Source organism: Polaromonas sp. JS666, assembly GCF_000013865.1.
GTDB lineage: Bacteria > Pseudomonadota > Gammaproteobacteria > Burkholderiales > Burkholderiaceae_C > Polaromonas.
In genome coordinates this window covers 2195647-2219890 of sequence record NC_007948.1, presented here as the reverse complement: position 1 = coordinate 2219890, position 24244 = coordinate 2195647, and the positions used below count along the sequence as shown (strand labels likewise).

Sequence of the window (24244 nt, the reverse complement as noted above, 5' to 3'; positions counted from 1 at the left end):
CCATGAAAACGCTTGCCGCGCTCTCCAACGCCGCCATCCGCGCTACACTTTTGATAGCCGCCTGCACCATTCCCGCCTGGGTTGGAGCACAAAATAGCTCAAAAAAAGCAGAGATTGCCAACCCCTGGCCAACCCGGCCGGTCCGTATTCTGGTCGGTTTTCCCGGTGGTTCGACGCCCGACATGGCCGCGCGCACCCTTGCCGAGCCCTTGGCCAAAGCATTGGGCCAGCCAGTCGTTGTTGAAAACAAGCCCGGCGCTTCCGGCAACATTGCCGCCGACCAGGTGGCCAAGGCCACCGACGACCATACGCTGGGAGTCGTCATCAACGGCAACCTGACCTCGGCCAAGCTGCTGTACCCCAAGCTGCCCTACGACCCGGCCAAAGACTTTGCCCCCATCTCGCTGCTGACCACCGCGCCGCTGGTGTTGGTGGCGCCGGCCGGCCAGCCTGGTGGGGCCGCGTTCTTCACAGCCGCCCGCGAGGGTGGCGGGCAGTGGAACTACGGCTCGGTGGGTAACGGCTCGGTCGCCCATCTGGGCATGGAACTGCTCAAAAGCCGCGCGCCGGGCGTGCTGCCGGTGCATGTGCCGTTTCCGGGCAACCCGCAGGTGGTGACCGCCATGCTGGGCGGGCAGATCCAGATGGCGCTGATCCCGCCGGGTGTGGCCATGCCGCATGTGCGTTCCGGCAAGCTCAGGGCCATTGGTCTGGCGGGTGGGCGCTCCTCGCTGGTGCCCGACGTGCCACCGCTCTCGGAGGCAGGCTTGCAGAACGTCAACCTGGAAGTCTGGACAGCATTGATCGGCCCGGCCCGCCTTTCCAAAGCCGCCCAGGCGCGGCTGGCGCAGGAAGTGCCTCGCATCATCCGCGACACGGACACGCGGCAAAAACTCTTCAACCAGGGCTGGCAGGCCGTTGGCACCTCGCCCGACGGCTTGAAGAGCCGCGTCAGGGATGAGGCCGCCATTTTGGGCAACATCATCCAGACGCGCGGCATCAGGATCGAGTAAATGAGGCCCCCACGTTCGCTCACTGCGTGTAGCTCTCTGCCCCCCGAGGGGGCCGCTGCGCCTGCGGCCCGGCAAAGCCGGTTCCGCGGCCCCTGCTGGGTTGGAGAGCCCCCACGTTCGCTCACTGCGTGTAGCTCTCTGCCCCCCGAGGGGGCCGCTGCGCCTGCGGTCTGGCAAAGCCAGTCCCGCGGCCCCTGCTGGGGTGGAGAGTCCCCACGTTCGCTCACTGCGTGTAGCTCTCTGCCCCCCGAGGGGGCCGCTGCGCCTGCGGCCCGGCAAAGCCGGTTCCGCGGCCCCTGCTGGGTTGGAGAGCCCCCACGTTCGCTCACTGCGTGTAGCTCTCGAGGCCTTGCAGGCCGCGGCTCGCGAGACGCTCCGCCTCTGTCGCCTGTCCATGCTGGGTTAAAGACTTCAGGGAGCACAACCAGGGTGCCGCGGGACTGGCTTTGCCAGACCGCAGGCACCGCCCCCTTGAGGGGGGAACAAGCTACACGCAGTGAGCTTGGACAGGGGTGGGCTAATTCACCGCCCCCTCGAGGGGGGAACAGGCTACACGCAGTGAGCCTGGACGGGGGTCCAACTTGAACTTCATCACCGAACCCGCTCGCACCCTGCCCGTCTATGGCGAATTTGACGTGGTCGTGGTGGGCGGCGGCCCTGCCGGCCTGGCGGCCAGCGTGAGTGCCGCAAAGCATGGCGCACGCACCCTGCTGGTGGAGCGCTACGGCTTCCTGGGCGGCATGGGCACGGCGGGCGGCGTCACCAATTTTGCGGGCCTGTATGGTCGCAAAAATGGCGCCATGCAGCAGGTGGTGCATGGCGTGGTCGATGACCTGCTGGCGCGCATCGACGCGCTGGGCGGCCTCAACGCGCCGCAGGACGGCATGCAGGGCCGCATCCGGGTTCGCTCCTATGATGTATCGGCCTACAAATGCGCAGCCGATCAGTTGCTGCTGGCCTCGGGTGTGCAGCTGCTGTTTCACGCCTGGGCTGCGGCTGTGGTCATGCAAGACCGGCAGATCTGCGCGCTGGTAGTGGAAACCAAATCCGGCCGCCAGGCGATTCGCGCGCGGTGCTTTATCGACTGCTCGGGCGACGCCGACGTGGCGCACTTTGCCGGTGTGCCGTTTGAGCTGGGCGACGGGCATGGCAGTGCGCTGTTTCCCTCGACCATGTTTCGCGTTGGCCATGTAGATGCACCACGCGCACTGGCAGCAGTGGGTGACTTCAAGGCCATCAACGCGCTGATGGCGCAAAGCCAGGTGCGCGAACCAGGCCGCTACAAATTCCCGCGCGAAGGCGCCATTCTTCGCCCCCAGAAAAACCCGGCCGAATGGCGTGCCAACGTCACGCAAATCCGCAATGCCCAGGGCACGGCCATGGACGCCACTGACGCGCGCCAGCTCAGCGACGGCGAGATGGAGGGCCGGCGCCAGATCACGGAATATTTCCGCTTCCTGCGCAACGAAGTGCCGGGCTTTGAGCAATCAGCCATCGTCGACATTGCGCCGCAGGTGGGCATACGCGAAACACGGCGGATTCAGGGCCAGTACGCGCTGAGTGGCGAAGACATCCTTTCGTCGGCCCGCTTTGACGACACCATCGGTATCAATGCCTGGCCGATGGAACTGCATGCCGATGGCCGCATCGACTGGCAGTTCCCGCGCAACGTGGATGCGGCCGAAGGACGCGCCTACAACGACCTGCCCTGGCGTATGCTGGTGCCCACCACCGTGAGCAACCTGCTGGTGGCCGGACGCTGCGCCTCCATGACCCACGAAGGCCAGTCTGCGGCCCGCGCCAGCGGTGGCTGCTTTGTGATGGGCCAGGCGGCGGGCACGGCGGCGGCGCGGCTGAATAAAGACCAGACTAAAGACCAGACTTTTGCCGACGTCGACATCCGGCAACTTCAGCAACTGCTCAGGCAGGACGGCGTTTACCTCGACGAAAGCGCCGACTGAGCGGCCATCGGCCAGAGAGTCAACAGGATTAAATCAGCGGCGGAACCCCCTCATGGACATGACACCTCCCCCCAAACCAGGCCAGCCGGCCCGCGCCGACAACGCGGCGCGCAAGGCCTTCTATGACGCCATCTCGTCCCACAGCATGACGCCGCTGTGGGAGGTGCTGCACGCGCTGGTGCCACCGTCCCCCACGACGCCATGCCAGCCCGCGCTCTGGAAATACGCCGAGGTACACCCGTTCCTGATGCAGGCGGGCCAGCTTATCACCGCCGAAGAGGCGGTGCGCCGGGTGCTGATCCTGGAAAACCCCGGCCTGCGCGGGCAGTCTTGCGTGACCCAGTCGCTTTATGCCGGCCTGCAGGTCATCATGCCGGGCGAAGTCGCGCCCAGCCACCGGCACACGCAAAGCGCACTGCGCTTTGTCGTCGAAGGCCAGGGCGCCTACACCGCGGTAGACGGCGAGCGCACACAGATGAAGCCAGGCGATTTCATCATCACCCCGAGCTGGACATGGCACGACCATGGCCACCCCGGCCATGTGGAATCGGATGCACCCGTGGTCTGGCTGGATGGCCTGGACATCCCCATGCTGCGCTTCTTTGACGCCGGCTTTGCGGAAAACGGCAGCGCCAAACAGCAAGCCGTGACCAAGGCTGAAGGCATCAGCTACCAGCGCTACGGCGCCAACATGCTGCCGGTGCGCTACGACGCGCCCTTTGGCCAGACCTCTCCGATCTTCAGCTACCCCTATGAGCGCACACGCGAGGCCCTGCACCAGCTGGAAGCCCATGCCGAGATCGATGCCTGGGACGGCACCAAGCTGCGCTATGTCAATCCGGCCACGGGCGGCTCGCCCATGCCGACCATGGCCACCTTCATGCAGCGCCTGCCGGCGGGCTTTGAAGGCAAGCCCTGGCGCCAGACCGATGGGGCCGTATTCAGCGTGGTGGAAGGCCACGGCAGCGTCACCATCGAGCGCAATGGCCAATCCTGGACATTCGACTTTGGCCCGCGCGACCATTTTGTGATTCCGTCGTGGCACACTGCCCAACTGCACTCGCAGCAAGGTTGTGTGCTGTTCAGTTTTTCAGACCGCCCGGTGCATCAGGCCTTGGGCATACACAAAGAGGAAAGGTTGTCATGAGTTTTGTATTTACCCCGCCCGCCACGGTTTCCGTACCCGTTGTGGGAGTCAAAGAACGCTTTCCCGTCCACCGCATTTACTGCGTGGGCCGCAACTACGAAGAGCATGCCAAGGAGATGGGCTTCACTGGCCGCGAACCACCCTTCTTCTTCCTGAAACCGGCAGACGCCCTCGTGGTGATTGACGCCGGTAGCACGGGCACCATTCCCTACCCGAGTCTCACCAACAACCTGCATCATGAAATCGAGCTGGTCGCGGCGATTGGCACGGGCGGCAAAAACATCAAGGCCGCCGATGCCCACAAGCACATCTACGGCTACGCTGTGGGCCTGGACATGACACGCCGCGACTTGCAAGGCGAGATGAAAAAACAGGGCCGTCCCTGGTGCATCGGCAAGGCCTATGACCACTCCGCGCCCATCGGCCCCATCACGCCCGTCGCCCAGGCCGGCGATGTGAGCAACGCCGAGATCTACCTGCAGGTCGGCGGAAAAGACCGCCAGCGCAGCAATGTCTCCAAGCTGATCTGGAACATTGCCGAAACCATAGAACACCTGTCCGTGGCCTGGGAACTGCAGCCCGGCGACCTGATTTACACCGGCACCCCCGAGGGTGTGGCGGCGGTGGTGTCTGGCGACACCATGGTCGGCGGCGTGGCCGGCCTGGGTACGCTGACCGTCAAGGTCGCGTAAGCCCGACTGCCTGCGGGCAAGCGCCTTGCACCTGCGTTGTGCAGGGCGGCGTTCGCGGGCAGTTTGTGCGGTATACGCGCAGCCGCTTCGATCATCGCGCAAATACCCGGCCCGCTCGGGGTAACCCGCCTGCCCCGCCGCGGCGGGTTTCTTCATAATCCGCCAAATGCAAGGCACCGGGGGCTGCGACCTTCACCTCAACGCCTTTGCAACGCCTCTGTTCAACCCATGAATCCACCGGCTGGAGACAAGTTTGAAGATTCTTGAAAACCTCGCAAAACTGTGCGCCATCATCGCGGGCGTGCTGTTGACCGGCATCACCCTGATGACCTGCGCCAGCCTGATAGGCCGCAACACCACCGGCGACTCCATCGTCGGAGCATTCGAGTTGACAGGTGTCGCCGCTGGCGCGGCTATTGCGCTCTTCATGCCGCTGTGCCAACTGCGCCGCGGAAACATCATTGTTGATTTTTTCACGTCGAAGATGAGCGACGCCGTCAACGACAAACTAGACCGCTTCGGCACCCTGCTGCTGGCGCTGATTTTTAGCCTGCTGGCCTGGCGCACCACGCTGGGCGGGCTCAATGTCTATTCGGCGCATTCCGAAACCCAGATCATGGGGTTTCCCGAGTGGATCGTCTACGCCATGATGGTGCCGCCTTTTATCCTGACAGGGCTGATTGCCCTGCGCCAGACACTGTTTGGTTTTGGCTCCGAAGAAGCTGGAGAGACCACGATATGAGTTCACTGAGTTTGACGCTGCTGATCTTTGGCAGCATGCTGGCCCTGATGGCCGTGCGCGTGCCCATCGCTGTCAGCATGTTCGGGGCGGGTGCCATCGGCTATGTCACGCAAACGGGTTGGGCGCCTTTTGCAAGTTTCCTGAACACCCAGGCTTTTGCACGCTTTGCCGGCTACGACCTCTCGGTGATTCCGCTGTTCATCCTGATGGGGCACTTTGCCACCAAGGGCGGTATCAGCAAGTCGCTGTTTGAATTTGCCGCAGGTGTCATGGGGCGCTTCAAGGGCGGGCTGGCCATGGCCTCCCTGCTGGCCTGCGCAGCGTTCGGCGCAATCAGCGGTTCCTCGGTGGCGACCGCGGCCACCATCACCGGGGTTGCCTTGCCTGAAATGCAGCGCCACGGCTATTCGGGCCGGCTGGCCACCGGAACGCTGGCTGCAGGCGGCACGCTGGGCATCCAGTTGCCACCTTCCATCGTGCTGGTGATCTACGCGATTCTTACCGAGCAGAACATCAGCAAGCTGTTCGCTGCTGCGGTAATTCCCGGCATTATTGCCATGTGCGGCTACATGATCGCAGTGGCGATTTATGTGCGCGTTGTGCCAGGCCACGCACCTGAGGTTCAGGCAGACCGTCAGGGCGTGACGATGCACTCCCTGATCGGCGTGACCCCCATTGTCGTGATTTTTCTGCTGGTCTTTGGTGGCATCTACGGCGGGTTTTTCACCCCTACCGAAGGTGCTGCCGTGGGGGCGGCTTCGACGTTTCTGACCGCCCTGCTCAAGGGCGAGATGACCCTGGACAAATTCAAGGAATGCTTTTACGGCACGGCGGTAAGTGCCGCCATGATTTTCCTGATTTTCATCGGCGCCGACCTGATGAACTCGGCGCTGGCGCTCACGCAGGTTCCCAACCAGTTGGCCGCGCTGGTCGGCGGCTGGGGACTCTCGCCGCTGGTGGTGGTGGTCGCGATCCTGCTTTTCTATGTGTTGCTCGGCGCCGTCATGGACGAGCTCTCCATGCTGCTCTTGACCATTCCCATCTTTTTCCCCATGGTCATGGCGCTCGACTTTGGCATGGCAAAAGATTTAGTAGCCATCTGGTTTGGCATCATGGTGCTGATGACCGTGGGGTTCGGCCTGATTGCACCGCCCGTCGGGCTGAATGTCTACATCGTCAATGGCCTGGCCAAAAATGTGCCCATGAGCGAAACCTACCGGGGGGTGATGCCTTTCCTGTTCAGCGACGTGCTGCGCACCATGCTGTTCCTGTTCTTCCCCATCATTCCGCTGTGGCTGGTGGGCTTTATCAAGTGAAATCCGCGGGTAAGTCCTGAAAACCACCGGCCGCTTTTACCGTTAATTTCAATAACTATCCCGATACAAGGAGACTTCATCATGATTCAACGCCGCACCCTTTTGAAATCCGGTGCCGCCGTGGCCCTGGGCGCACCTGCCCTGAGCGGCCTGGCCCAGCAGGTCGTCACCCTCAAATTCCATACCTTCATGTCCCCGCAGTCCAACGTCTGGCAGTCCATGCACAAGCCCTGGATGGAAAAAGTCGAGAAAGAGTCCGGTGGGCGCATCAAGTTTGAAGCCTACCCCGCCATGCAACTCGGCGGCACGCCGGTGCAGCTCTATGACCAGGTCAAGGACGGCGTGGTTGACGTGGTGTGGACCCTGCCCGGCAATACCGCCGGCCGCTTCCCGCGCGTCGATGTCTTCGACCTGCCTTTCATGATGAGCAACGCCGAGGCCACATCCAAAGCCTACTGGGAATATGTGCAGACCGTGGCCGTTGACGAGTTCAAGGACACCCAGGTCCTCGCGCTTCATGTGCACGGCCCCGGCGTGATTCATACCGTCAACAAGCCGGTCAAGTCCATCAATGACATGCGCGGCCTCAAACTGCGCGCACCGACCCGCCAGGTCACCAAATTGATGGGCGTGCTGGGCGCCATCCCCGTCGGCATGCCTTTGCCGCAAATTCCGGACGGGCTGAGCAAAGGCACCATCGAAGGCTGCGTGATTCCCTGGGAAGTGGTGCCTTCGGTCAAGGTCCATGAGCTCACCAAATTCCATGCGGAATTTGACCCGGCCGGTGGTGCCCTGTACACCCTGACGTTTGTGATGGCGATGAACAAGGCCAAGTACAACTCACTGCCGCCCGACCTCAAGAAAGTCATCGACAACAATTCGGGCATGGCCACCTCGGCCTGGCTCGGCAAGGTGCAGCAGGGCAACGACGCTGCCGGCCGCAAGAGCGCCAGCGACCGCGGCAACACCATCTACACTGTGAGTGCGGCCGAGGCGCAGGAATTCCGCCGCAAGTCGCGTGCGGTGGAAGTCGAGTGGGTGGAAGACATGAACAAGAAAGGCTTTGACGGCAAGAAACTGCTGGACACGGCACGCAGCCTCATTGAAAAGCACACCAAGGCCACCAAGGCCTGACCCCCCGCCCGGTGAAGGGGACATGAGAAGAACCGGGCTGTGGCCCGGTTTTTTTTATGGTTTTTGCCGCCCAGCTTCCAAAAAAACGGGGCAATTAGCTATTAACTTGATAGCAAATCAGCGCAGGCCATCAACGCCCCGTCTACGGCGGTAAAGCGCGTGCCCAGTCCAGCAGCTGCGTCCTGAACGTCGCCACCGCAGGCGCTGCGTCCTCGCGACGCCACAGCACGTACACATCACCATTGATGGCGCCCGGAGCGTTCCCGTTCAGGCCGCCCGTCATTTTCGCCTTGCCTTCCGCCTGTGCGCGCTTGGGCATGGATGGGCTGAGGCTGCATATGCCCACCGCATCGGCACGCAGCTGCGCCAATGAAGCCGGCACCAGGGCCACGCCCAGGCCCGCCGCCACCAGGTTGAGCGCGGCCGGCACCTCGACCACCTGTTGTGCGATGTGCGGAGCAAATCCCGCCTGCACACAAGCCTCGAACAAGCGTGCGGCGAAGGGCGAGGAGTCCAGACGCAGAAAGACAAATTCTTCATCTTTCAGCTCGGCCAGCCGCAGGCGGCTGCGCGCCGCCAGCCGATGACCCGGCGGCAGGGCCACCACGACCGGATCACGCCATAACAGCGCGGCGCTGATCTGCGCGTCCTCCAGCGGATTGCGCGAGACGCACAGGTCCAGCCGGCCGTCGCGCAGGGCTTGCAGATGGTCGGACGGTTTCATCTCGTGCAGCGCAATCTCGACGGCGGGACGCTGCAAGCGAAATTGCTGGATAAATTGCGGAAATGGCCCCAGAAAGTGCGAACCCGCCAGGCCCACCTGCACCCGTCCCTGCAGGCCGCTGGCCACACGCTGCACGTGGCCGCGGGCCTCCTCCAGGCGCGCAAGCACGGCTTGCGCATGCGGCAAAAAGGCCTTGCCCGCCTCGCTCAGCGCGACACTGCGGCTGGTACGGTTAAACAGGCGCGCACCGAGTTCGGCCTCCAGGCTGGCAATCTGAAAGCTCAGGGGCGGTTGCGACACATGCAGCCGGCGCGCCGCCCGCGTGAAGCTCAGCTCATCGGCGAGAACGGTGAAGTAGCGAATCTGGCGCAGTTCCATGATCGATCTGTTTCAGGTATGGATTTATCTTGATTATGTATTTGCCAGTATGGATCAAACCACCAAGAATAGGCAAATCCCCAGCCACCCAGGAGACAAGTCCATGCCATCCGCAGCGCAAGCCGCCCCCCTGCCCGCCGCCAGCAATTACCGTGTCGGCCTGATCGTGCCGAGCTCCAACACCACCATGGAGACGGAAATCCCGGCCATGCTGCGCGCCCGCGAGCAGGTGCTGCCCGAACGTTTCACGTTTCACTCCAGCCGCATGCGCATGAAATCGGTCACCAAGGAAGAGCTGGAAGCCATGGACCGCGACTCGGACCGCTGTGCGCTCGAGCTGTCAGACGCCCGCATGGATGCCATGGGCTACGCCTGCCTGGTGGCCATCATGAGCATGGGCAAGGGCTACCACCGTGAATCCCAGCGTCGTCTGCACGAAGCCACCGTGGCCAACGGCGCACCCACACCGGTGATCACCAGCGCAGGCGCGCTGGTCGAGGGCCTGCAGGCCATGGGCGCCAAGCGCGTGGCCATCATCGCGCCGTACATGAAACCGCTGACCCGCCTCGTCATTGACTACATCGAAAACGAAGGGATTGAAGTGATTGACAGCATTTCGCTGGAAATCCACGACAACCTCGCGGTCGGTGCGCGCGACCCGAAGGCACCGGCCGAGTTGTGGAAGCAGCTCAACATCAAGGGCGCCGATGCCATCGTCGCTTCGGCCTGCGTGCAGATGCCTTCGCTCGCTTCTGTGCCACTCATCGAGGCTGCGAGCGGCCTGCCCGTGGTGTCCAGCGCCGTCTGCACGACTTATGCCATTCTCAAGAGCCTCGGGCTGGAGCGCCGCGTGCCCGGCGCCGGCGCCTTGCTGTCGGGCCGCTACTAGCCGACGCCCCCGCACAACCCCTCGAGTAACAATACAAGCACACAACTAATACAGGAGACTTTCCCCATGATCACTCTTACCCAACACGTGCCGCTACGCCGGATGCTGGCAGGTGCAGCCACCACCGTGCTCGGAACCATGCTCGCGGGCGCTGCCCTCGCCCAGGGCTACCCTTCGAAGCCGGTGACCCTGGTGGTGCCCAACCCGCCCGGCGGCTTCGTCGACGCTTCGGCCCGCATCCTGTCGGATTCGCTGGCCAAGGTCACGGGGCAGGCTGTGGTGGTTGACAACCGCGGCGGCGGCAGCGGCAATGTGGCCTACCAGTTCGTGGCACGCGCCAATCCCGATGGCTACACGCTGCTCAACTCTTATTCGGCCTATCACGTTGGCAACCCCAACCTCACACCCAAGCTTCCCTGGGCGCAAAAGGATTTTGTGCCCGTGGCGCTGATCACGGTCGCCACCAATGTCATCACGGTTCACCCGTCGGTACCGGCGAACAATCTTGGTGAATTCATCACGTACCTCAAGGCCAACCCCGGAAAGCTCAGCTATGCCAGCCAGGGCAACGGCTCGCTGTCGCACATCGGCACCGAAATGTTCAAGCTGCAAACCCAGACCAGCATGGTGCACATTCCCTACCGCGGCTCCGGCCCCGCCCTTCAGGACGTGCTCTCAGGCCAGGTGCAGGTGTTCATCACCACGCCGCCCTCGGTGATGGGCCAGGTGCAGGTCGGCAAGCTCAAGGGACTGGCCGTGGCCGGCAAGAGCCGCCATTCCGGCCTTCCTGCCGTGCCAACCACGGCGGAGGCAGGCCTCAAGGGCTTTGAGCTGGAGGCCTGGGTCGGCATCTTCGCGCCGGCCGGTACACCCGCCGATGTTGTGGGCAAACTCAGTGGCCAGATCAAGACTGCGCTTGAGCTGCCGGAAACCAAGACCCGCGCCGATGGCGCCGGCGTTGAACTGCGCTACCTCCCGCCGGCGGCGCTGGAAGCCCTGGTCAAAAAGGACACCGACTTTTGGGCCAAAACCATCCAGACCGCAGGCATCAAGCCGGAGTGACCGCGGCGGCTTCTCAGGCGTTTTGTTTTAAGCTCCTTAACCTAACTGGCTGGTCGCCGTACGCTATTTTTTTAATAGCAAACACTTCGGCCGACAGGGTTGCGGGCGGTGCCCGTCAGAGGCAAAGCCGCTACACTTATTTGTATGCACCGCCCTCCCCTGAAACACTGCCGCGTTTGCGGTACCGCTGTCGCTTACCGCCTCCCCGATGATGGTGATACCAAGGAGCGGGCTGTCTGCCCGGCCTGCCACACCGTGCATTATGAAAACCCGCTCAATGTGGTGGGCACCGTGCCCATCTGGGGCGAAGACGGCGGGCAGGTGCTGCTGTGCAAGCGCAATATCGAACCCCGCTGGGGCAAATGGACGCTGCCTGCGGGCTTCATGGAACTGGGCGAAACCACTTCAGAGGGCGCCGCACGCGAGACCGACGAGGAAGCCGGCGCGCAGTTTGAAATGCAGGGCCTCTTCACCGTCCTGAACGTGGTGCGCGTTGGCCAAGTCCACCTGTTTTACCGCGCCCGCCTGCTAAGCACCGAGTTCAAGCCCGGCCATGAAACCCTGGAAGCCAGGCTGTTCACCGAGTCGGAAATTCCCTGGGACGAGATTGCCTTCAAGACAGTCAAAGCAACGCTGGAGCATTACTTTGCAGACCGGCGGACGGGGAAATTCGGCATTCACACCGTCGACATCGCCTGATTCCATTGCTACTTCAAAGCGATAGGTCGTTGCCCCACCTTGCCGTGCTACAGCACTGTCTGCGGCGGAGCGCCTACTCTCGCATTGAATTAGAAATGGAATGACGGCACAGGATTGCCGTCCCCAGGCCGGGGGTCCTCGCCTTTTCTTGCCCGGCTTGATCACACTGATCTGAGCATCGTTTTCTATACCCGCCTGGCGGTCCTGCGCCAGGTCAACCGCATTTCAAATGCGATTTTCTTCCACGGCGTGGCAGGCGATCTTCACGCCCTTGATGTCCAGCAGCCGGGGCCGCTCCGCCCGGCAGCGCTCATTCACCAGCGGACAGCGCGGGTGGAAGGTGCAGCCCGTGGGCGGGTTCAAAGGATTCGGCACTTCGCCCTGCACAGGGGTGCGGGCCCGGCCCGTGTCGTGCATCTTCGGAATCGCATCGAGCAACATCCGGGTGTACGGGTGCCGCGGGGTGGCAAACAGCGTTTGCTTGTCCGCCAGTTCCACCAGCCGGCCTAGGTACATGACACCGACCTGGTCGCTCACATGGCGCACCACTGCGAGGTTGTGCGAGATGAACAAGTAAGTCAGGCCCTGCTTTCGCTGCAGGTCTTTCATGATGTTGAGCACCTGCGCCTGCACGCTCACATCCAACGCCGAAGTGGGTTCGTCACAGACCAGAAATTCGGGCTCGGTGGCCAACGCGCGGGCAATCGAGATGCGCTGACGCTGCCCGCCCGAGAACTGGTGCGGGTACTTCACCATGTCCAGCGGCGACAAGCCCACCGACTCCAGCAGCGTCCCCACCCGTTCTTTCAGCTCGGCCTTGTCGGTGATCAGGCCATGTTCCTTGAGGGGCTCGCCCACGATGTCTTCGACAATCCAACGCGGATTGAGGCTGGCATACGGGTCCTGAAAGATCATCTGGATGCGCCGGCGCAACTGCCCGCCCGCTGGCGTCTTGAACGCAGCGTGCGCATCCTGACCATCAAAGGTCAAGCCGCCCAGCGTCGGCTCGTACAGCCCCACCAGCAAGCGGGCCACGGTGCTCTTGCCGCAGCCTGACTCGCCAACCAGGGCCAGGGTTGTGCCTTTTTCAATTTCGAAACTCACGCCATCGACGGCGTGCAGCAGGGTGCGCGGCTTGCGCTCGAGCACGCGGTTGAGCCAGGGAGCGGAGACGTCGAAGGTCTTGGCGAGGTCGTGCGCCTGAACAAGTGCAGAACGTGCCCCCACGCTTGCCACTTCGTGTGCTGCGCTGGACAGGCCGCCGCCAGAGTCGGCGGGGCTCAGCCCCTCGGGGACCTTCGCGCCTTGGGACGGCCAGGCGACGCTCATGCTGCACCTCCTGCCGCATCATGCAGCCAGCAGGCCGCGCGCGTGGCGCCTGCCTCCAGCAGCTCGGGGCGCGCGACCTTGCAGCGGTCAAAGGCCCTGGGGCAGCGCGGGTTGTAGGCGCAGCCGGTCGGTATGGCATTCAGGCGCGGCATGGCACCGTCAATCTGGTTCAGGCGTTCGCGGTCAATTGACATGTCGGGAATCGCAGCCATCAGGCCGTCGGTGTAGGGATGGGCCGGCTGGTTGATCACCTGGTGCACCGGGCCGATTTCGGCAATGCGCCCGGCATACATCACGGCCACGCGGTCGCAGGTTTCGGCAATCACGCCCATGTCGTGGGTGATCAGCATCACGGCGGCGCCGCGGTCCTTGCAGATGTTTTTGAGCAGCGTGATGATCTGCGCCTGAATCGACACGTCGAGCGCGGTGGTCGGCTCGTCGGCGACGATCAGCTTGGGCTCTGCCGCCAGGGCCAGGGCAATCACCACGCGCTGGCGCATGCCGCCCGAGAACTGGTGCGGGTAATGGTCGATGCGCTGGGCCGCCGCCGGGATGCCGGTGTCCTCCAGCAGGCCGATGGCGCGCTTGCGGGCCTCCCCGGCATTCACCGGCAGATGGGTCTGGATGGTTTCGATGAGCTGGCGGCCAATGGTGTACAGCGGATTCAGCGAGGTCAACGGGTCCTGGAAGATGGCGCCGATCTTGCGGCCGCGAATATGGCGCATCTGCTCATAGCCCAGATTGTCGATACGCTGGCCTTCCAGCAGGATTTGCCCGCTGGCCACGCGCCCCGGCGGCTCCAGCAGGCCGATGATGGCAGCGCCTGTGAGCGACTTGCCCGCGCCCGATTCGCCAACCACGCCGAGAATTTCGCCGGGCGCGATGTCAAACGAAATATCGTCCAGCGCACGCAGCGTGCCACGCCGGTTAGGGAATTCAACGACCAGATTTTTGACTTGCAAAAGACTCATACGATGCTTTCTCCGGCGACCAGGTCGCCGCCGGGCCGCCCCAAGGCGACTTGCGCCCCCGAGGGGCTGGAGCCTGCGGCTCCAAACCTGCTTGAGCAGGTTTGGACAGGCGACAGAGGTGAAGCGTCCTGCGAGCCGCGGCCTGCAAGGCCTCGTGCAGTACACGAAGTGACAAACGTGGGGGCCATCATCTCAACCGCGGATTCAAAGCATCGCGCAGCCAGTCACCCAGCAGATTGACGCTCAGTGCAATCAGCACCAGCATCAAGCCCGGAAACACCGTGATCCACCACTCGCCCGAGAACAGGTAGTCGTTGCCCACGCGAATCAGGGTGCCCAGCGAGGGCGAGGTGGGCGGTGCGCCGACGCCCAAAAACGACAGCGTGGCTTCGGTGATGATGGCGGTGGCCACCTGAATGGTCGCCAGCACCAGCACCGGGCCCAGCACATTGGGCAGCACATGGCGGCGCATGATACGCAGCGGCGCCACACCGGTGACGCGGGCCGCCTGCACGTATTCCTTGCTGCGTTCCACCATCGTGGAGCCGCGCACGGTGCGTGCGTATTGCACCCAGCCAGTCAGAGTGATCGAGAGAATCAACACGCCGAAAGCCACGGAGTCGTGGGCATTGGGAAAGAGCGCGCGCCCGACGCCAGCGATCAGCAGCGCCACCAGGATGGCGGGAAAGCTGAGCATCACATCGCACAGACGCATCAGCACGGTGTCAATCCAGCCGCCGCGAAAGCCCGCGAGCAGGCCCAGCGCCACGCCGACGATCATGGACAGGATGACCGAGGCCACGCCAACCACCAGCGAGATGCGCGCGCCGTAGATCAGAGCAGACAAAATGTCGCGCCCCTGGTCATCGGTGCCGAGCAGGAATTTTGAGCTACCTTGCGCACTCCAGGCCGGCGGCAAACGGGCGTCGCTCAACTCCAGCGTGCTCAAGTCAAACGGGTTGTGGGGCGCCACCCAGCCGGCAAATACCGAGCAAAAAATACAGATGAAGGCGACCACAGTGGCAGTGATCGCTACGGGCGAAGTGCGAAAGCTGTGACCAACATCGCTGTCGAGCCAGCGGGCAAAGATTTTTTTCATCGTGAGGTGCGAGATAGAGAGGTACGAAAGCCAAGAGGGCGCTGGCGGGTGTGATCCGCCGGCGCCCAAGACATTACGCCCTTATTTTTTGACGCTCACCCACTTGTAGAACATGAAGTTGTCGGCCAGCTGGACCAACTCGACCTTCTTGCTCATGCCCCAGGCCAGCGCCTGCTGGTGCAGCGGCAGGTGGCCGATGTCGGCCGAATGGATCTCGAACGCTTCCTTGATCATGGCGTTGCGCTTGGCCTTGTCGGTCTCGGCCTGCACCTTCTTGGTGAGCTCGTCGACCTTGGGATTGCAATAAGCCCCCAGGTTGAATTGGCCGGCACCTTTGTCGTCGACGCAGGCGAGCAGCGCGTTGAGCGCGTTGTGCGCGTCGTAGGTGCTGGGCGTCCAGCCCAGCATGTAGAAGCTGGTGTCGCGGCGCAGCACCTTAGGGAAGTAGCTGCCCTTGGTCTCAGCCTGCAGGTTGATCTTAACGTTGATGCGCGACAGGTTGGCGGCCACGGTCTGGCAAATCCGGCTGTCATTCACATAGCGGTCGTTCGGGCAGTTCATGGAGACCTCGAAGCCGTTCGGGTAACCGGCCTCCGCCATCAGCTTCTTGGCTGCTTCCGGGTCATACGGCAGTCGCTTGTTCTGATCGGCCTGGAAGCCATTGATGCCGGGGCCCACCAGCAGCGCGGTCGTGTTCGAGCCGCCACGCATCACAGTCTTCTTGATGCCCTCGATATCGATGGCCTGGTAGAAGGCCTGGCGCACGCGCTTGTCCTTGAACGGATTCTTGCCCTTGACGCTGGAATACAGCAGCTCGTCGCGCTTCTGGTCCATGCCCAAAAAGATGGTGCGCAACTCGGGGCCGGCCAGCACGCGGGTGGCAGGGGCACTGTTGACGCGGTCGATATCCTGAACCGGCACCGGCTCCATGACGTCGATCTCGCCCGACAGCAGGGCAGCCACGCGGGTCGCGTCATTGCCGATCGGGGTGAAGACCACCTCCTGAACGTTGCCCTCGATCTTGCCCCAGTAGTTGCCGTTGCGGACAAAGGTGGTTCGCACATTGGGCTGGCGCTCGCGCACACGGAACGGGCCCGTGCCGTTGGCGCGGAACGAGGCGGCGTTCTCGACACCCTTGCGACGGTCCACCGGCTTGGCTGCCTGATTGGTCTCGCACCACTTCTTGCTCATCATGTAGACCAGCGAGATCACATCAGGAAGGATGGGAAAAGGCGTCTTGGTTTCGATTTCGACCACGTGGTCGTTGACCTTACGCACTTCCTTGAAGTCGTTGGTGTAGCTCTTCATGTCGGAGCCTTCGACCTGCGTGCGCTGGAAGCTGAACACCACGTCATCGGCCGTGAAAGGCGTGCCGTCATGAAACTGCACGCCCTTGCGCAGCTCAAAACGCCACACGGTCGGCGAGGTCTGCTTCCAGGCGGTCGCCAGGCCCGGGGCCAGGCTCAGGTCCTTGTTGCGAATCACCAGGCCTTCGTAAACATTGCCCGTCACACTGAGCTGCATCGATTCGTTGAGCGAATGCGGGTCCATGGACAGCGCGTCACCCTGGTTGGCGACGCGCAGGGTCTGCGCTGACGCTGCAAAACTTGTAGCAGCTACCGCACAAAACACGGCGACCGAGAGCAGGTTTGGCTTGAATTTCATCGGGAACTCCTTATGGAAGAGATGAGGGCTTGGGGTGGGTAAAAATTGTCGGCTCAATGATTCAGTGGCAGGCCAGCATCAGTGGCCCCCAGCATGGCCAACGCGCAGCCTGGGGTCCACCACAAAATACAAGAGATCAACGACCAGGTTGATGAGCACAAAAATCAGCGCAATCAGACACAGATAGGCCGCCATCACCGGAATGTCGGCAAAGGTCACGGCCTGGATGAACAGCAGGCCCATGCCGGGCCACTGGAACACGGTCTCGGTGATGATGGCGAAAGCGATCAGGCCGCCCAGTTGCAAGCCGGTAATGGTCATCACCGGCACCAGCGTGTTTTTGAGTGCATGGCCAAAGTGAATGGCCCGATTGGAAAGACCCCGAGCGCGGGCAAACTTGATGTAATCGGTGCGCAGCACTTCGAGCATCTCGGCGCGCACCAGCCGCATGATCAGCGTGAGCTGGAAGATCGCCAGCGTCACGGCCGGCAACACGACGTGATGCCAGCCATCGGCCTTGGCCAGGCCGGTGCTCCACCAGCCGAGTTGCACCGTCTCGCCGCGGCCGAAGCTCGGGAACCAGCCCAGGCCCACGGAAAACACCAGGATCAGCAGGATGCCGATCAGGAAGGTCGGCAGCGAGACGCCGAGCAGCGAGATCGTCATGAACATCTGGCTCAGGAACGAGCCGCGGCGCAGCGCCGAATAAACACCCATGGGGATGCCGATCAGCAGCGCCATGAGGGCTGCGACCAGCGCAAGTTCCAGCGTGGCGGGAAAGCGTTCGGAAATCAGTCGCGACACCTTCGCACCCTGGCGCAGGCTCAGGCCAAATTCGCCTCGTGCGGCATTGAGCAGGAAATGCCAGAACTGCACGAAGAACGACTGGTCGAGTCCCAGATCGGTGCGCAGCTGCTTGATTTGCGCGGGCGTTGCATCCTGCCCCAGCAGGAACACCACGGGATCGCCCACATACTGAAACAGCATGAAGGCAATAAAGGCAACCACGATCATCACGATCACGGCCTGAATCAGGCGGCGCAAAATAAAAGCAAGCATCAGTCAATAGAAAAGTTCCGGTGGATACTAGCAGAGCAAGTGCCGTGCCGACACAAGGGTTTACTTTAGGGTTAAAGAAAAAAAGCACCTCACCCAAGCGCGCTTGCGGGCACCAATTCAAGGCTCTGAGATTAATGACGCGCAGCCTGCGTGCGCAGACAACCCGGCATGCTCAGGGTGATTCCCTCGACGACGTTCCGCGGTTAAATCTGGCAGACTACGCGTGGTACAAAAGCCAACCCCGGGCTTGCAAAGCATCTGCGAACTAGCAGAGCGGCAGGCCTGACCACCAAGAGGTTTTCATGAAAGTCATTGACTCCATCGTCACGCAGGCCGCCGGCATTGCCGCTGTGCGCCGCGATATTCACGCCCACCCGGAACTGTGCTTTGAAGAAGTGCGCACGGCCGATGTGGTGGCGCAAAAACTCACCGAATGGGGCATTCCCATGCATCGCGGCATGGGCACCACCGGCGTGGTGGGCATCATCAAAAACGGCAGCTCGAATCGCGCCATCGGCCTGCGCGCCGACATGGACGCCTTGCCGATGCAGGAGTTCAACACCTTCGAGCATGCCAGCCAGCACCCGGGCAAGATGCACGCCTGCGGCCACGATGGCCACACGGCCATGCTGCTGGCAGCCGCGCAGCACTTTGCCAAAAACCGCAATTTTGACGGCACCGTTTACCTGATTTTCCAGCCGGCAGAAGAAGGCGGCGGCGGTGCGCGCGAGATGATCAAGGACGGCCTGTTTGACAAGTTCCCCATGGACGCCGTGTTCGGCATGCACAACTGGCCGGGCACGCAGGTCGGCAAGTTTGCCGCCAGCACCGGCCCGGTGATGGCGTCGAGCAATGAGTTCAAGATCACGGTTCGCGGCAAGGGTGGCCATGCCGCCTTGCCGCACAACGGCATTGACCCGGTGCCCATCGCCTGCCAGATGGTGCAGGCCTTCCAGACCATCATCAGCCGCAACAAGAAGCCGGTGGATGCCGGCGTGATCTCGGTCACCATGATCCATGCCGGTGAGGCCACCAACGTGATTCCCGACAGCTGCGAGCTGCAGGGCACAGTGCGCACCTTCACGATCGAAGTGCTCGACATGATCGAAAAACGCATGAAACAGATCGCCGAGCATATTTGCGCCGCGCATGACGCCGAGTGCGAGTTCAGGTTTGTGCGCAACTACCCGCCCACCATCAACCACGCCAAAGAAACCGAGTTTGCGCGCAAGGTCATGGCCGAGATCGTTGGTGCGGACAACGTGATTGAGCAGGAGCCGACCATGGGAGCGGAAGACTTCTCCTACATGCTGCAGGCCAAACCAGGCTGCTATGCCTTTATTGCCAACGGCGACGGCACCCACCGCGAGATGGGTCACGGCGGGGGGCCATGCATGCTGCACAACCCGAGTTACGACTTCAATGACGACCTGATCCCGCTGGGCGCCACCTTCTGGGTGCGGCTGGCTGAAAGCTGGCTGGCCAAGGACGCTGCATGATGGGCGTTACAGAGGCTTTTTCAAGCAGTTACGCGCAAGCCCGTGTCAAGTTCCTGGAGGCCGCTGCTGCTGCCGGCCTGAAGGTGGACTCACACCTGCATCCCGAGCCGGGACGCGATGGCGAGGTTCTGGCGATGGATGTGGTGCTCGATGGCTCGCTAGATGCGAAGTCGCTGCTGATCGTGACCAGCGCCTGCCACGGCGTCGAGGGCTACTGCGGCTCCGGGGTGCAGGTGTTTGCATTGCATGATGACGAGTGGCGCGCCAAGGCCAAAGCGCAGGGCGTGGCGGTGCTCTACGTGCATGCGCTCAACCCCTACGGCTTTTCGCATATCCGGCGCACCACGCATGAAAACGTGGACCTGAACCGCAACTTCCAGGACTTCTCCCAGGCGCTGCCGGTCAACGAGGCCTACCGGGAATTGCAGCCCCTGCTGCTGCCCGATGAGTGGCCGCCCACCGAAGCCAACGCTGCGGCAACCGGCCAATACATCGGCGACAAAGGCATGGACGCTTACCAGACCGCGATCACGCGGGGCCAGCATGAATTTGCGGAGGGCCTGTTTTACGGCGGCACCGCGCCGACCTGGAGCAACCAGACCCTGCGCAAGGTGCTGCGGACCTACGCCGGCCGCACCCAACGCGTGGCCTGGATTGACATCCACACCGGCCTGGGGCCCAGCGGTGTCGGCGAACGCATTTGTGCCTGCCGGGACGACCAGGCGACATTGGCGCGGGCACGGGCCTGGTGGGACGGCGGCGGCGCGACACCCGTTACTTCCATTTACGACGGCTCGTCCAGCTCGGCGTTTCTGACCGGCCTGATGTGGACTTCGATCTACGAGGAATGCCCCGACGCCGAATACACCGGCATTGCGATGGAATACGGCACGCTGCCGCCGTTCGAGATAATGCAGGCGCTGCGCGCCGAGCATTGGCTCAACCTACACCGCGACGCGCCGCCGGCACTGGCCAAGCAGATCAAGCAGCAGATGCTGGATGCGTTTTACGTGGACACCGACGAGTGGAAGGGCCAGATCGTCAGCCAGGCACGCCAGTCGCTGTTCCAGGCGGTGGATGGCCTGAGTTCTTGATGTTTTAGGGGGCGGCCACCATGGCCCTGGCTTGCGTGAAGAGTCGCGGGCTTGACACCAACGAAGACCAGCAAACCCCAGCGCAGTTCGCGTCAGCAGTGTGGCGATTGCAGGCTAGAAAAAAGCCGGTTAGCTTTCGCTAACCGGCTTTTATTGCTGTCATTGGTCGGTGTGAAAGGATTCGAACCTTCGACCCCTTGCACCCCATGCAAGTGCGCTACCAGGCTGCGCCACACACCGACAAGCTTTAGATTATAACGCGGCCCAGACAGCTTCTAGCTGGTCGAGCTAAGTAGATCGCGTATTTCGAAGAGTTCGCGTCGCACCAGTTGAAGTCTTTGCAGCGCAGCGCTGGCGGTGGACAGGTCAGTGTTCTCGGCTTCGCTGTCCTGAAAGTCAATAGAGTCGCCAAAATCCTCCAGTACGGAGTCGCTCACTTCGAGAACTTCCAGGCCCTCCAGCATGACTTCGCCGTTGCGTCGTTTGTCTCGTTCAGCCTGAACAATTTCCTGCAGCTTGTTGCGGGCACCGCTGATGGTGAAACCCTGGTCATACAGCAGATCGCGAATTCTGCGGATCATCAGCACTTCATGGTGCTGGTAATAGCGGCGGTTACCGCGTCTTTTCATCGGACGCAGTTGCGTGAACTCCTGCTCCCAGTAACGGAGAACATGAGGCTTGACGCCGCACAAATCACTGACCTCACCAATGGTGAAGTAGCGTTTTGCGGGGATGGGGGGAAGGGTTTTCTCCAATTAAATCAATGCGCTAAGGAGGAAACCTCCAAATCTACTCTAAGTAGAAAGTAAGCGCAAAGGGTTATAGCAGTTTTTTGAAATGTGTTGTTATGTCACAAATATGACATTTAGTTACAACCCATGCTTCCCTGAAAAAACCCAGTTGACAGGCCGTTAAAAGCCACGCAAGCATGATTTATTCTGCAATATCAGCAGCGCTGTCGCCCTGGATTTGGTCTTTAAGCTTGTGGCTGGCGTGAAAAGTCACCACCCGGCGGGCCTGGATGGGAATGGCCTCACCCGTTCGCGGGTTGCGGCCGGGACGCGGCGCCTTGGTACGGATCTGGAAATTGCCGAACCCGGAAATCTTCACGTCATTGCCGTCGACCAGGCTGTCGGAAATCAGGTCAAAAAACGCGTCAATCATGTCTTTCGATTCACGCTTGTTAAGCCCTATCTGCTCAAACAGCAACTCAGCCAGATGCGCTTTGGTCAGCGCTGGGGTTTCCAGACTTTCAACAGAAAATTCCATGAGGCGATCCTCCAGTCGGCTATTGTTTTTGTGGCGGCTGCATGCGCGCTTCAAGCACGAAGACGGGCCTGCAGTTGTTGCTGCAGATTGGCAAGCACTGCCTGGACGGCTGCTTCAATATCGTCATCGGTCAGTGTAGCGGCATCGCTGGAAAGCACCAAGCGCACAGCAAGGCTCTTCTCGCCCAGCAGCATGCCGGCACTGGCCTGCTGCGGCCGATAGACATCAAACAGCGTAGCACCCTTGAGCAAGCCTCGCGTGTCGGCACCATGAACGGCCGCCATGAGCGCCGCATGCGTGACGCTTTCCTGAACGATCACGGCGATGTCGCGCTCGACGGGCTGCAGCTTGCTGACCGGTGTGAACGAAGGCACCTGGCGCAGCAGTACGGTGTCGAGCTCCAGCTCAAACAACAGGGGCGCCTGGGCCACTTCATAACCTTGCCGCCACTGCGGATGAAGTTCTCCGACGAAGCCGATATGCCGGCCCGCCACCGACACGCTGGCACAACGGCCAGGGTGCATGGCGGGGTGGGTTGCGGGTACAAAAACAGCCTGCAATGGCGCCAGCAAGGCCTCGACATCACCCTTGACGTCGAAGAAGTCCGCCGCCTTGTCCGGCTGGCCCCAATGCAGCGCGGCGCGCGGGCCATAAGCCAGGCCTGCCACACGCATGGGCTGGTGGAAGCCGGCCACCGTCGTGTCGGTGTTCAGGCTTTGCGCATCGCGCAGAAACACCCGACCCAGCTCAAAAACATTCACCCGGGGAGCCTTGCGGTCCAGGTTGAACTTGAGGACCTGCAGCAGGGAGCCCAGCAGCGAGGAGCGCATCACGCTCATCTGGCTGGCAATGGGATTGAGCAGCTTGATGGGGTTGGGGTTGCCGGCCAGCTCATGCTCCCAGCGCTCTTCCACAAAGCTGAAATTGATCGTCTCCTGATAGCCCAGCGAAGCCAGCGCGCGGCGCACGGCAAACGGGCTGCGTTCGGCTTCCGGCCGGATCCGGGCCGTGATGGGCGCCAGCGGCGGCGTCTCGGGCAACTCGTTGTAGCCCACCATGCGCACCACCTCTTCAATGAGGTCTTCCTCGATCTGCAGATCGAAGCGATAGCTGGGCGGTGTCACCGTCAGCGTACCCTCGCCTTGCGCCACCGGCAGGCCCAGGCGTTGAAGCACATCCAGGCATTGCGCCTGCGTGAGCGGCATACCAATCACCTTGGCCGCGCGCGCCACGCGCATGGTCACGGGCGTGGGCTGGGGCAGGTTGACCTGCGCATCGTTCATGGGGCCGCACACCGTCTCGGGCGTGCCGCAAATGTCGATGATCAGCTGGCTGATGCGTTCGATGTGCTCCACGGTGCAGCCCGGGTCCACACCGCGTTCAAAGCGGTGGCCGGCATCGGTGGAAAAGTTGTAGCGGCGTGAACGGCCGGCGATGGCCTTGGGCCACCAGAAGGCGGCCTCGACATACACATGCTTCGTGTCGTCCGACACGGCGGTCGCATCGCCGCCCATGATGCCGGCCAGGGATTCGACCTGTACGTCATCGGCAATCACGCCGACCTTCTCGTCCACCGTCACCGTGTTGCCATTGAGCAGCTTCAGCGTCTCGCCGGCTTTGCCCCAGCGGACGTCAAGCCCGCCATGGATCTTGTCGAGGTCAAAAATATGCGAGGGACGGCCCAGCTCGAACATCACATAGTTGGAAATATCCACCAATGCCGTCACGCTGCGCTGGCCGCAACGCGCCAGGCGGTCCACCATCCATGACGGAGTGGCAGCCTGGGTATTGACGTTACGCACCACGCGGCCCGAGAAGCGGCCACACAAATCCGGCGCACTGATTTTGACGGGTAATTGGGTCGCATCGGCTACCGGCACAGCGGGAAAAGCCGGCGCCTTGAGGGGCGCACCCGTCAAGGCAGCGACTTCACGCGCGACGCCGTAGACGCTCAGGCAATGTGCCAGATTGGGCGTGAGCTTGAGGGTGAACAACGTGTCATCGAGTTGCAGGTGCTCGCGGATGTCCTGACCCAGGGGCGCATCTGCGGCCAGCTCGAGCAAACCGCCATGGTCTTCCGAAAGCTTGAGTTCGCGCGCCGAGCACAGCATGCCCTGGCTTTCCACGCCACGCAGTGTGCCGACTTTGATCAGGAAAGGCTTGCCGTCTTCGCCGGGCGGCAATTCAGCACCGACCAGCGCGCATGGCACCTTGATGCCCACACGGGCATTGGGCGCACCGCAGACGATAGTGAGCAGGCTGCCCTGGCCCACATCCACCTGGCAGATGCGAAGGCGGTCCGCGTTGGGATGCTGGGCGGCTTCCCTGATTTCACCCACGACGATTTTGGTGAAAGGCGGCGCCACCGGCTTGAGCTCTTCAACTTCAAGACCGGCCATGGTCAGGGTTTCAGCGAGCTGCTGGGTATTGAGCGGCGGATTGCAGAATTCGCGCAACCAGGATTCTGGGAATTGCATGGTCTTACCTTGTTCTTTTTCTTGT

Annotated in this window: 21 protein-coding genes and 1 tRNA gene; 12 read left to right on the top strand and 10 right to left on the bottom strand. The window is 62.2% G+C overall.

Annotation, left to right across the window (positions count from 1 at the left end; genetic code table 11):
* Nucleotides 1-2 precede the first annotated feature (2 nt).
* The 7 genes from BPRO_RS10590 (at nucleotide 3) to BPRO_RS10560 (ending at nucleotide 8005) form a co-directional block, all read left to right on the top strand.
* Nucleotides 3-1013 (top strand): Bug family tripartite tricarboxylate transporter substrate binding protein, encoded by a 1011-nt coding sequence (locus tag BPRO_RS10590; RefSeq protein ID WP_011483052.1) that lies wholly within the window; start codon nucleotides 3-5, stop codon nucleotides 1011-1013.
* Between the two features lie 581 nt (nucleotides 1014-1594).
* Nucleotides 1595-2974: an FAD-dependent oxidoreductase gene (locus BPRO_RS10585; RefSeq protein WP_011483051.1), complete on the top strand. Its 1380-nt coding sequence runs from the start codon at nucleotides 1595-1597 to the stop codon at nucleotides 2972-2974.
* Between the two features lie 52 nt (nucleotides 2975-3026).
* Complete coding sequence (gtdA, locus tag BPRO_RS10580) at nucleotides 3027-4121, top strand: gentisate 1,2-dioxygenase (protein WP_011483050.1); 1095 nt, start codon at nucleotides 3027-3029, stop codon at nucleotides 4119-4121.
* Complete coding sequence (locus tag BPRO_RS10575; protein WP_011483049.1) at nucleotides 4118-4813, top strand: fumarylacetoacetate hydrolase family protein; 696 nt, start codon at nucleotides 4118-4120, stop codon at nucleotides 4811-4813. Before gtdA ends, BPRO_RS10575 begins: the two co-directional genes overlap by 4 nt.
* Before the next feature lie 253 nt (nucleotides 4814-5066).
* On the top strand, nucleotides 5067-5555 hold the full coding sequence (locus BPRO_RS10570; protein ID WP_011483048.1) for a TRAP transporter small permease: 489 nt from the start codon (nucleotides 5067-5069) through the stop codon (nucleotides 5553-5555).
* Nucleotides 5552-6871, top strand: coding sequence for a TRAP transporter large permease (locus BPRO_RS10565; protein ID WP_011483047.1), 1320 nt, complete (start codon nucleotides 5552-5554; stop codon nucleotides 6869-6871). Before BPRO_RS10570 ends, BPRO_RS10565 begins: the two co-directional genes overlap by 4 nt.
* Before the next feature lie 81 nt (nucleotides 6872-6952).
* A complete protein-coding gene (locus BPRO_RS10560) occupies nucleotides 6953-8005 on the top strand; it encodes a TRAP transporter substrate-binding protein (protein WP_011483046.1) in 1053 nt (350 codons plus the stop codon).
* A 142-nt stretch (nucleotides 8006-8147) separates the two neighbouring features.
* Here the strand turns inward: BPRO_RS10560 and BPRO_RS10555 are convergent, their stop codons facing one another.
* Entirely contained in the window at nucleotides 8148-9107 is a 960-nt protein-coding gene (locus tag BPRO_RS10555; protein ID WP_011483045.1) for a LysR substrate-binding domain-containing protein, read from the bottom strand.
* A 103-nt stretch (nucleotides 9108-9210) separates the two neighbouring features.
* Between BPRO_RS10555 and BPRO_RS10550 the strand changes: the two genes are divergently transcribed.
* The 3 genes from BPRO_RS10550 to BPRO_RS10540 all read left to right on the top strand — a co-directional run bounded on the left by BPRO_RS10550 (nucleotide 9211) and on the right by BPRO_RS10540 (nucleotide 11757).
* Nucleotides 9211-9996, top strand: a complete 786-nt coding sequence (locus tag BPRO_RS10550; protein WP_011483044.1) for a maleate cis-trans isomerase family protein — start codon at nucleotides 9211-9213, stop codon at nucleotides 9994-9996.
* 66 nt (nucleotides 9997-10062) lie between these two features.
* Nucleotides 10063-11058, top strand: coding sequence for a Bug family tripartite tricarboxylate transporter substrate binding protein (locus BPRO_RS10545; RefSeq protein WP_011483043.1), 996 nt, complete (start codon nucleotides 10063-10065; stop codon nucleotides 11056-11058).
* A 144-nt stretch (nucleotides 11059-11202) separates the two neighbouring features.
* Nucleotides 11203-11757, top strand: coding sequence for an NUDIX hydrolase (locus BPRO_RS10540; RefSeq protein ID WP_041388716.1), 555 nt, complete (start codon nucleotides 11203-11205; stop codon nucleotides 11755-11757).
* Nucleotides 11758-11982: 225 nt separating this feature from the next.
* On the opposite strand, the gene BPRO_RS10535 is transcribed toward BPRO_RS10540, so the two are convergent.
* From BPRO_RS10535 to BPRO_RS10515, 5 genes are all read right to left on the bottom strand, one after another.
* Nucleotides 11983-12984, bottom strand: a complete 1002-nt coding sequence (locus BPRO_RS10535; protein WP_011483041.1) for an ABC transporter ATP-binding protein — start codon at nucleotides 12982-12984, stop codon at nucleotides 11983-11985.
* Between the two features lie 98 nt (nucleotides 12985-13082).
* Entirely contained in the window at nucleotides 13083-14057 is a 975-nt protein-coding gene (locus tag BPRO_RS10530) for an ABC transporter ATP-binding protein (protein WP_011483040.1), read from the bottom strand.
* Between the two features lie 187 nt (nucleotides 14058-14244).
* Complete coding sequence (locus BPRO_RS10525; protein ID WP_041388714.1) at nucleotides 14245-15156, bottom strand: ABC transporter permease; 912 nt, start codon at nucleotides 15154-15156, stop codon at nucleotides 14245-14247.
* A gap of 81 nt (nucleotides 15157-15237) precedes the next feature.
* Entirely contained in the window at nucleotides 15238-16821 is a 1584-nt protein-coding gene (locus tag BPRO_RS10520; RefSeq protein ID WP_011483038.1) for an ABC transporter substrate-binding protein, read from the bottom strand.
* A gap of 78 nt (nucleotides 16822-16899) precedes the next feature.
* The gene (locus tag BPRO_RS10515) at nucleotides 16900-17880 is read right to left on the bottom strand and encodes an ABC transporter permease (protein WP_011483037.1); all 981 of its coding nucleotides are present in this window, start codon (nucleotides 17878-17880) and stop codon (nucleotides 16900-16902) included.
* 302 nt (nucleotides 17881-18182) lie between these two features.
* Between BPRO_RS10515 and BPRO_RS10510 the strand changes: the two genes are divergently transcribed.
* Nucleotides 18183-19379, top strand: coding sequence for a M20 aminoacylase family protein (locus BPRO_RS10510; protein WP_011483036.1), 1197 nt, complete (start codon nucleotides 18183-18185; stop codon nucleotides 19377-19379).
* Nucleotides 19376-20473, top strand: coding sequence for a M14 family metallopeptidase (locus BPRO_RS10505; RefSeq protein ID WP_011483035.1), 1098 nt, complete (start codon nucleotides 19376-19378; stop codon nucleotides 20471-20473). Before BPRO_RS10510 ends, BPRO_RS10505 begins: the two co-directional genes overlap by 4 nt.
* Before the next feature lie 163 nt (nucleotides 20474-20636).
* Here the strand turns inward: BPRO_RS10505 and BPRO_RS10500 are convergent.
* The 4 genes from BPRO_RS10500 to pheT form a co-directional block, all read right to left on the bottom strand.
* Nucleotides 20637-20713, bottom strand: a tRNA-Pro gene (locus BPRO_RS10500).
* Nucleotides 20714-20748: 35 nt separating this feature from the next.
* Nucleotides 20749-21228 carry a MerR family transcriptional regulator gene (locus tag BPRO_RS10495; protein ID WP_011483034.1) on the bottom strand — a complete coding sequence of 160 codons (480 nt, stop codon included), beginning with the start codon at nucleotides 21226-21228 and terminating at the stop codon, nucleotides 20749-20751.
* Between the two features lie 178 nt (nucleotides 21229-21406).
* A complete protein-coding gene (locus BPRO_RS10490) occupies nucleotides 21407-21742 on the bottom strand; it encodes an integration host factor subunit alpha (protein WP_011483033.1) in 336 nt (111 codons plus the stop codon).
* Between the two features lie 50 nt (nucleotides 21743-21792).
* A complete protein-coding gene (gene pheT, locus BPRO_RS10485; RefSeq protein WP_011483032.1) occupies nucleotides 21793-24219 on the bottom strand; it encodes a phenylalanine--tRNA ligase subunit beta in 2427 nt (808 codons plus the stop codon).
* Nucleotides 24220-24244 lie beyond the last annotated feature (25 nt).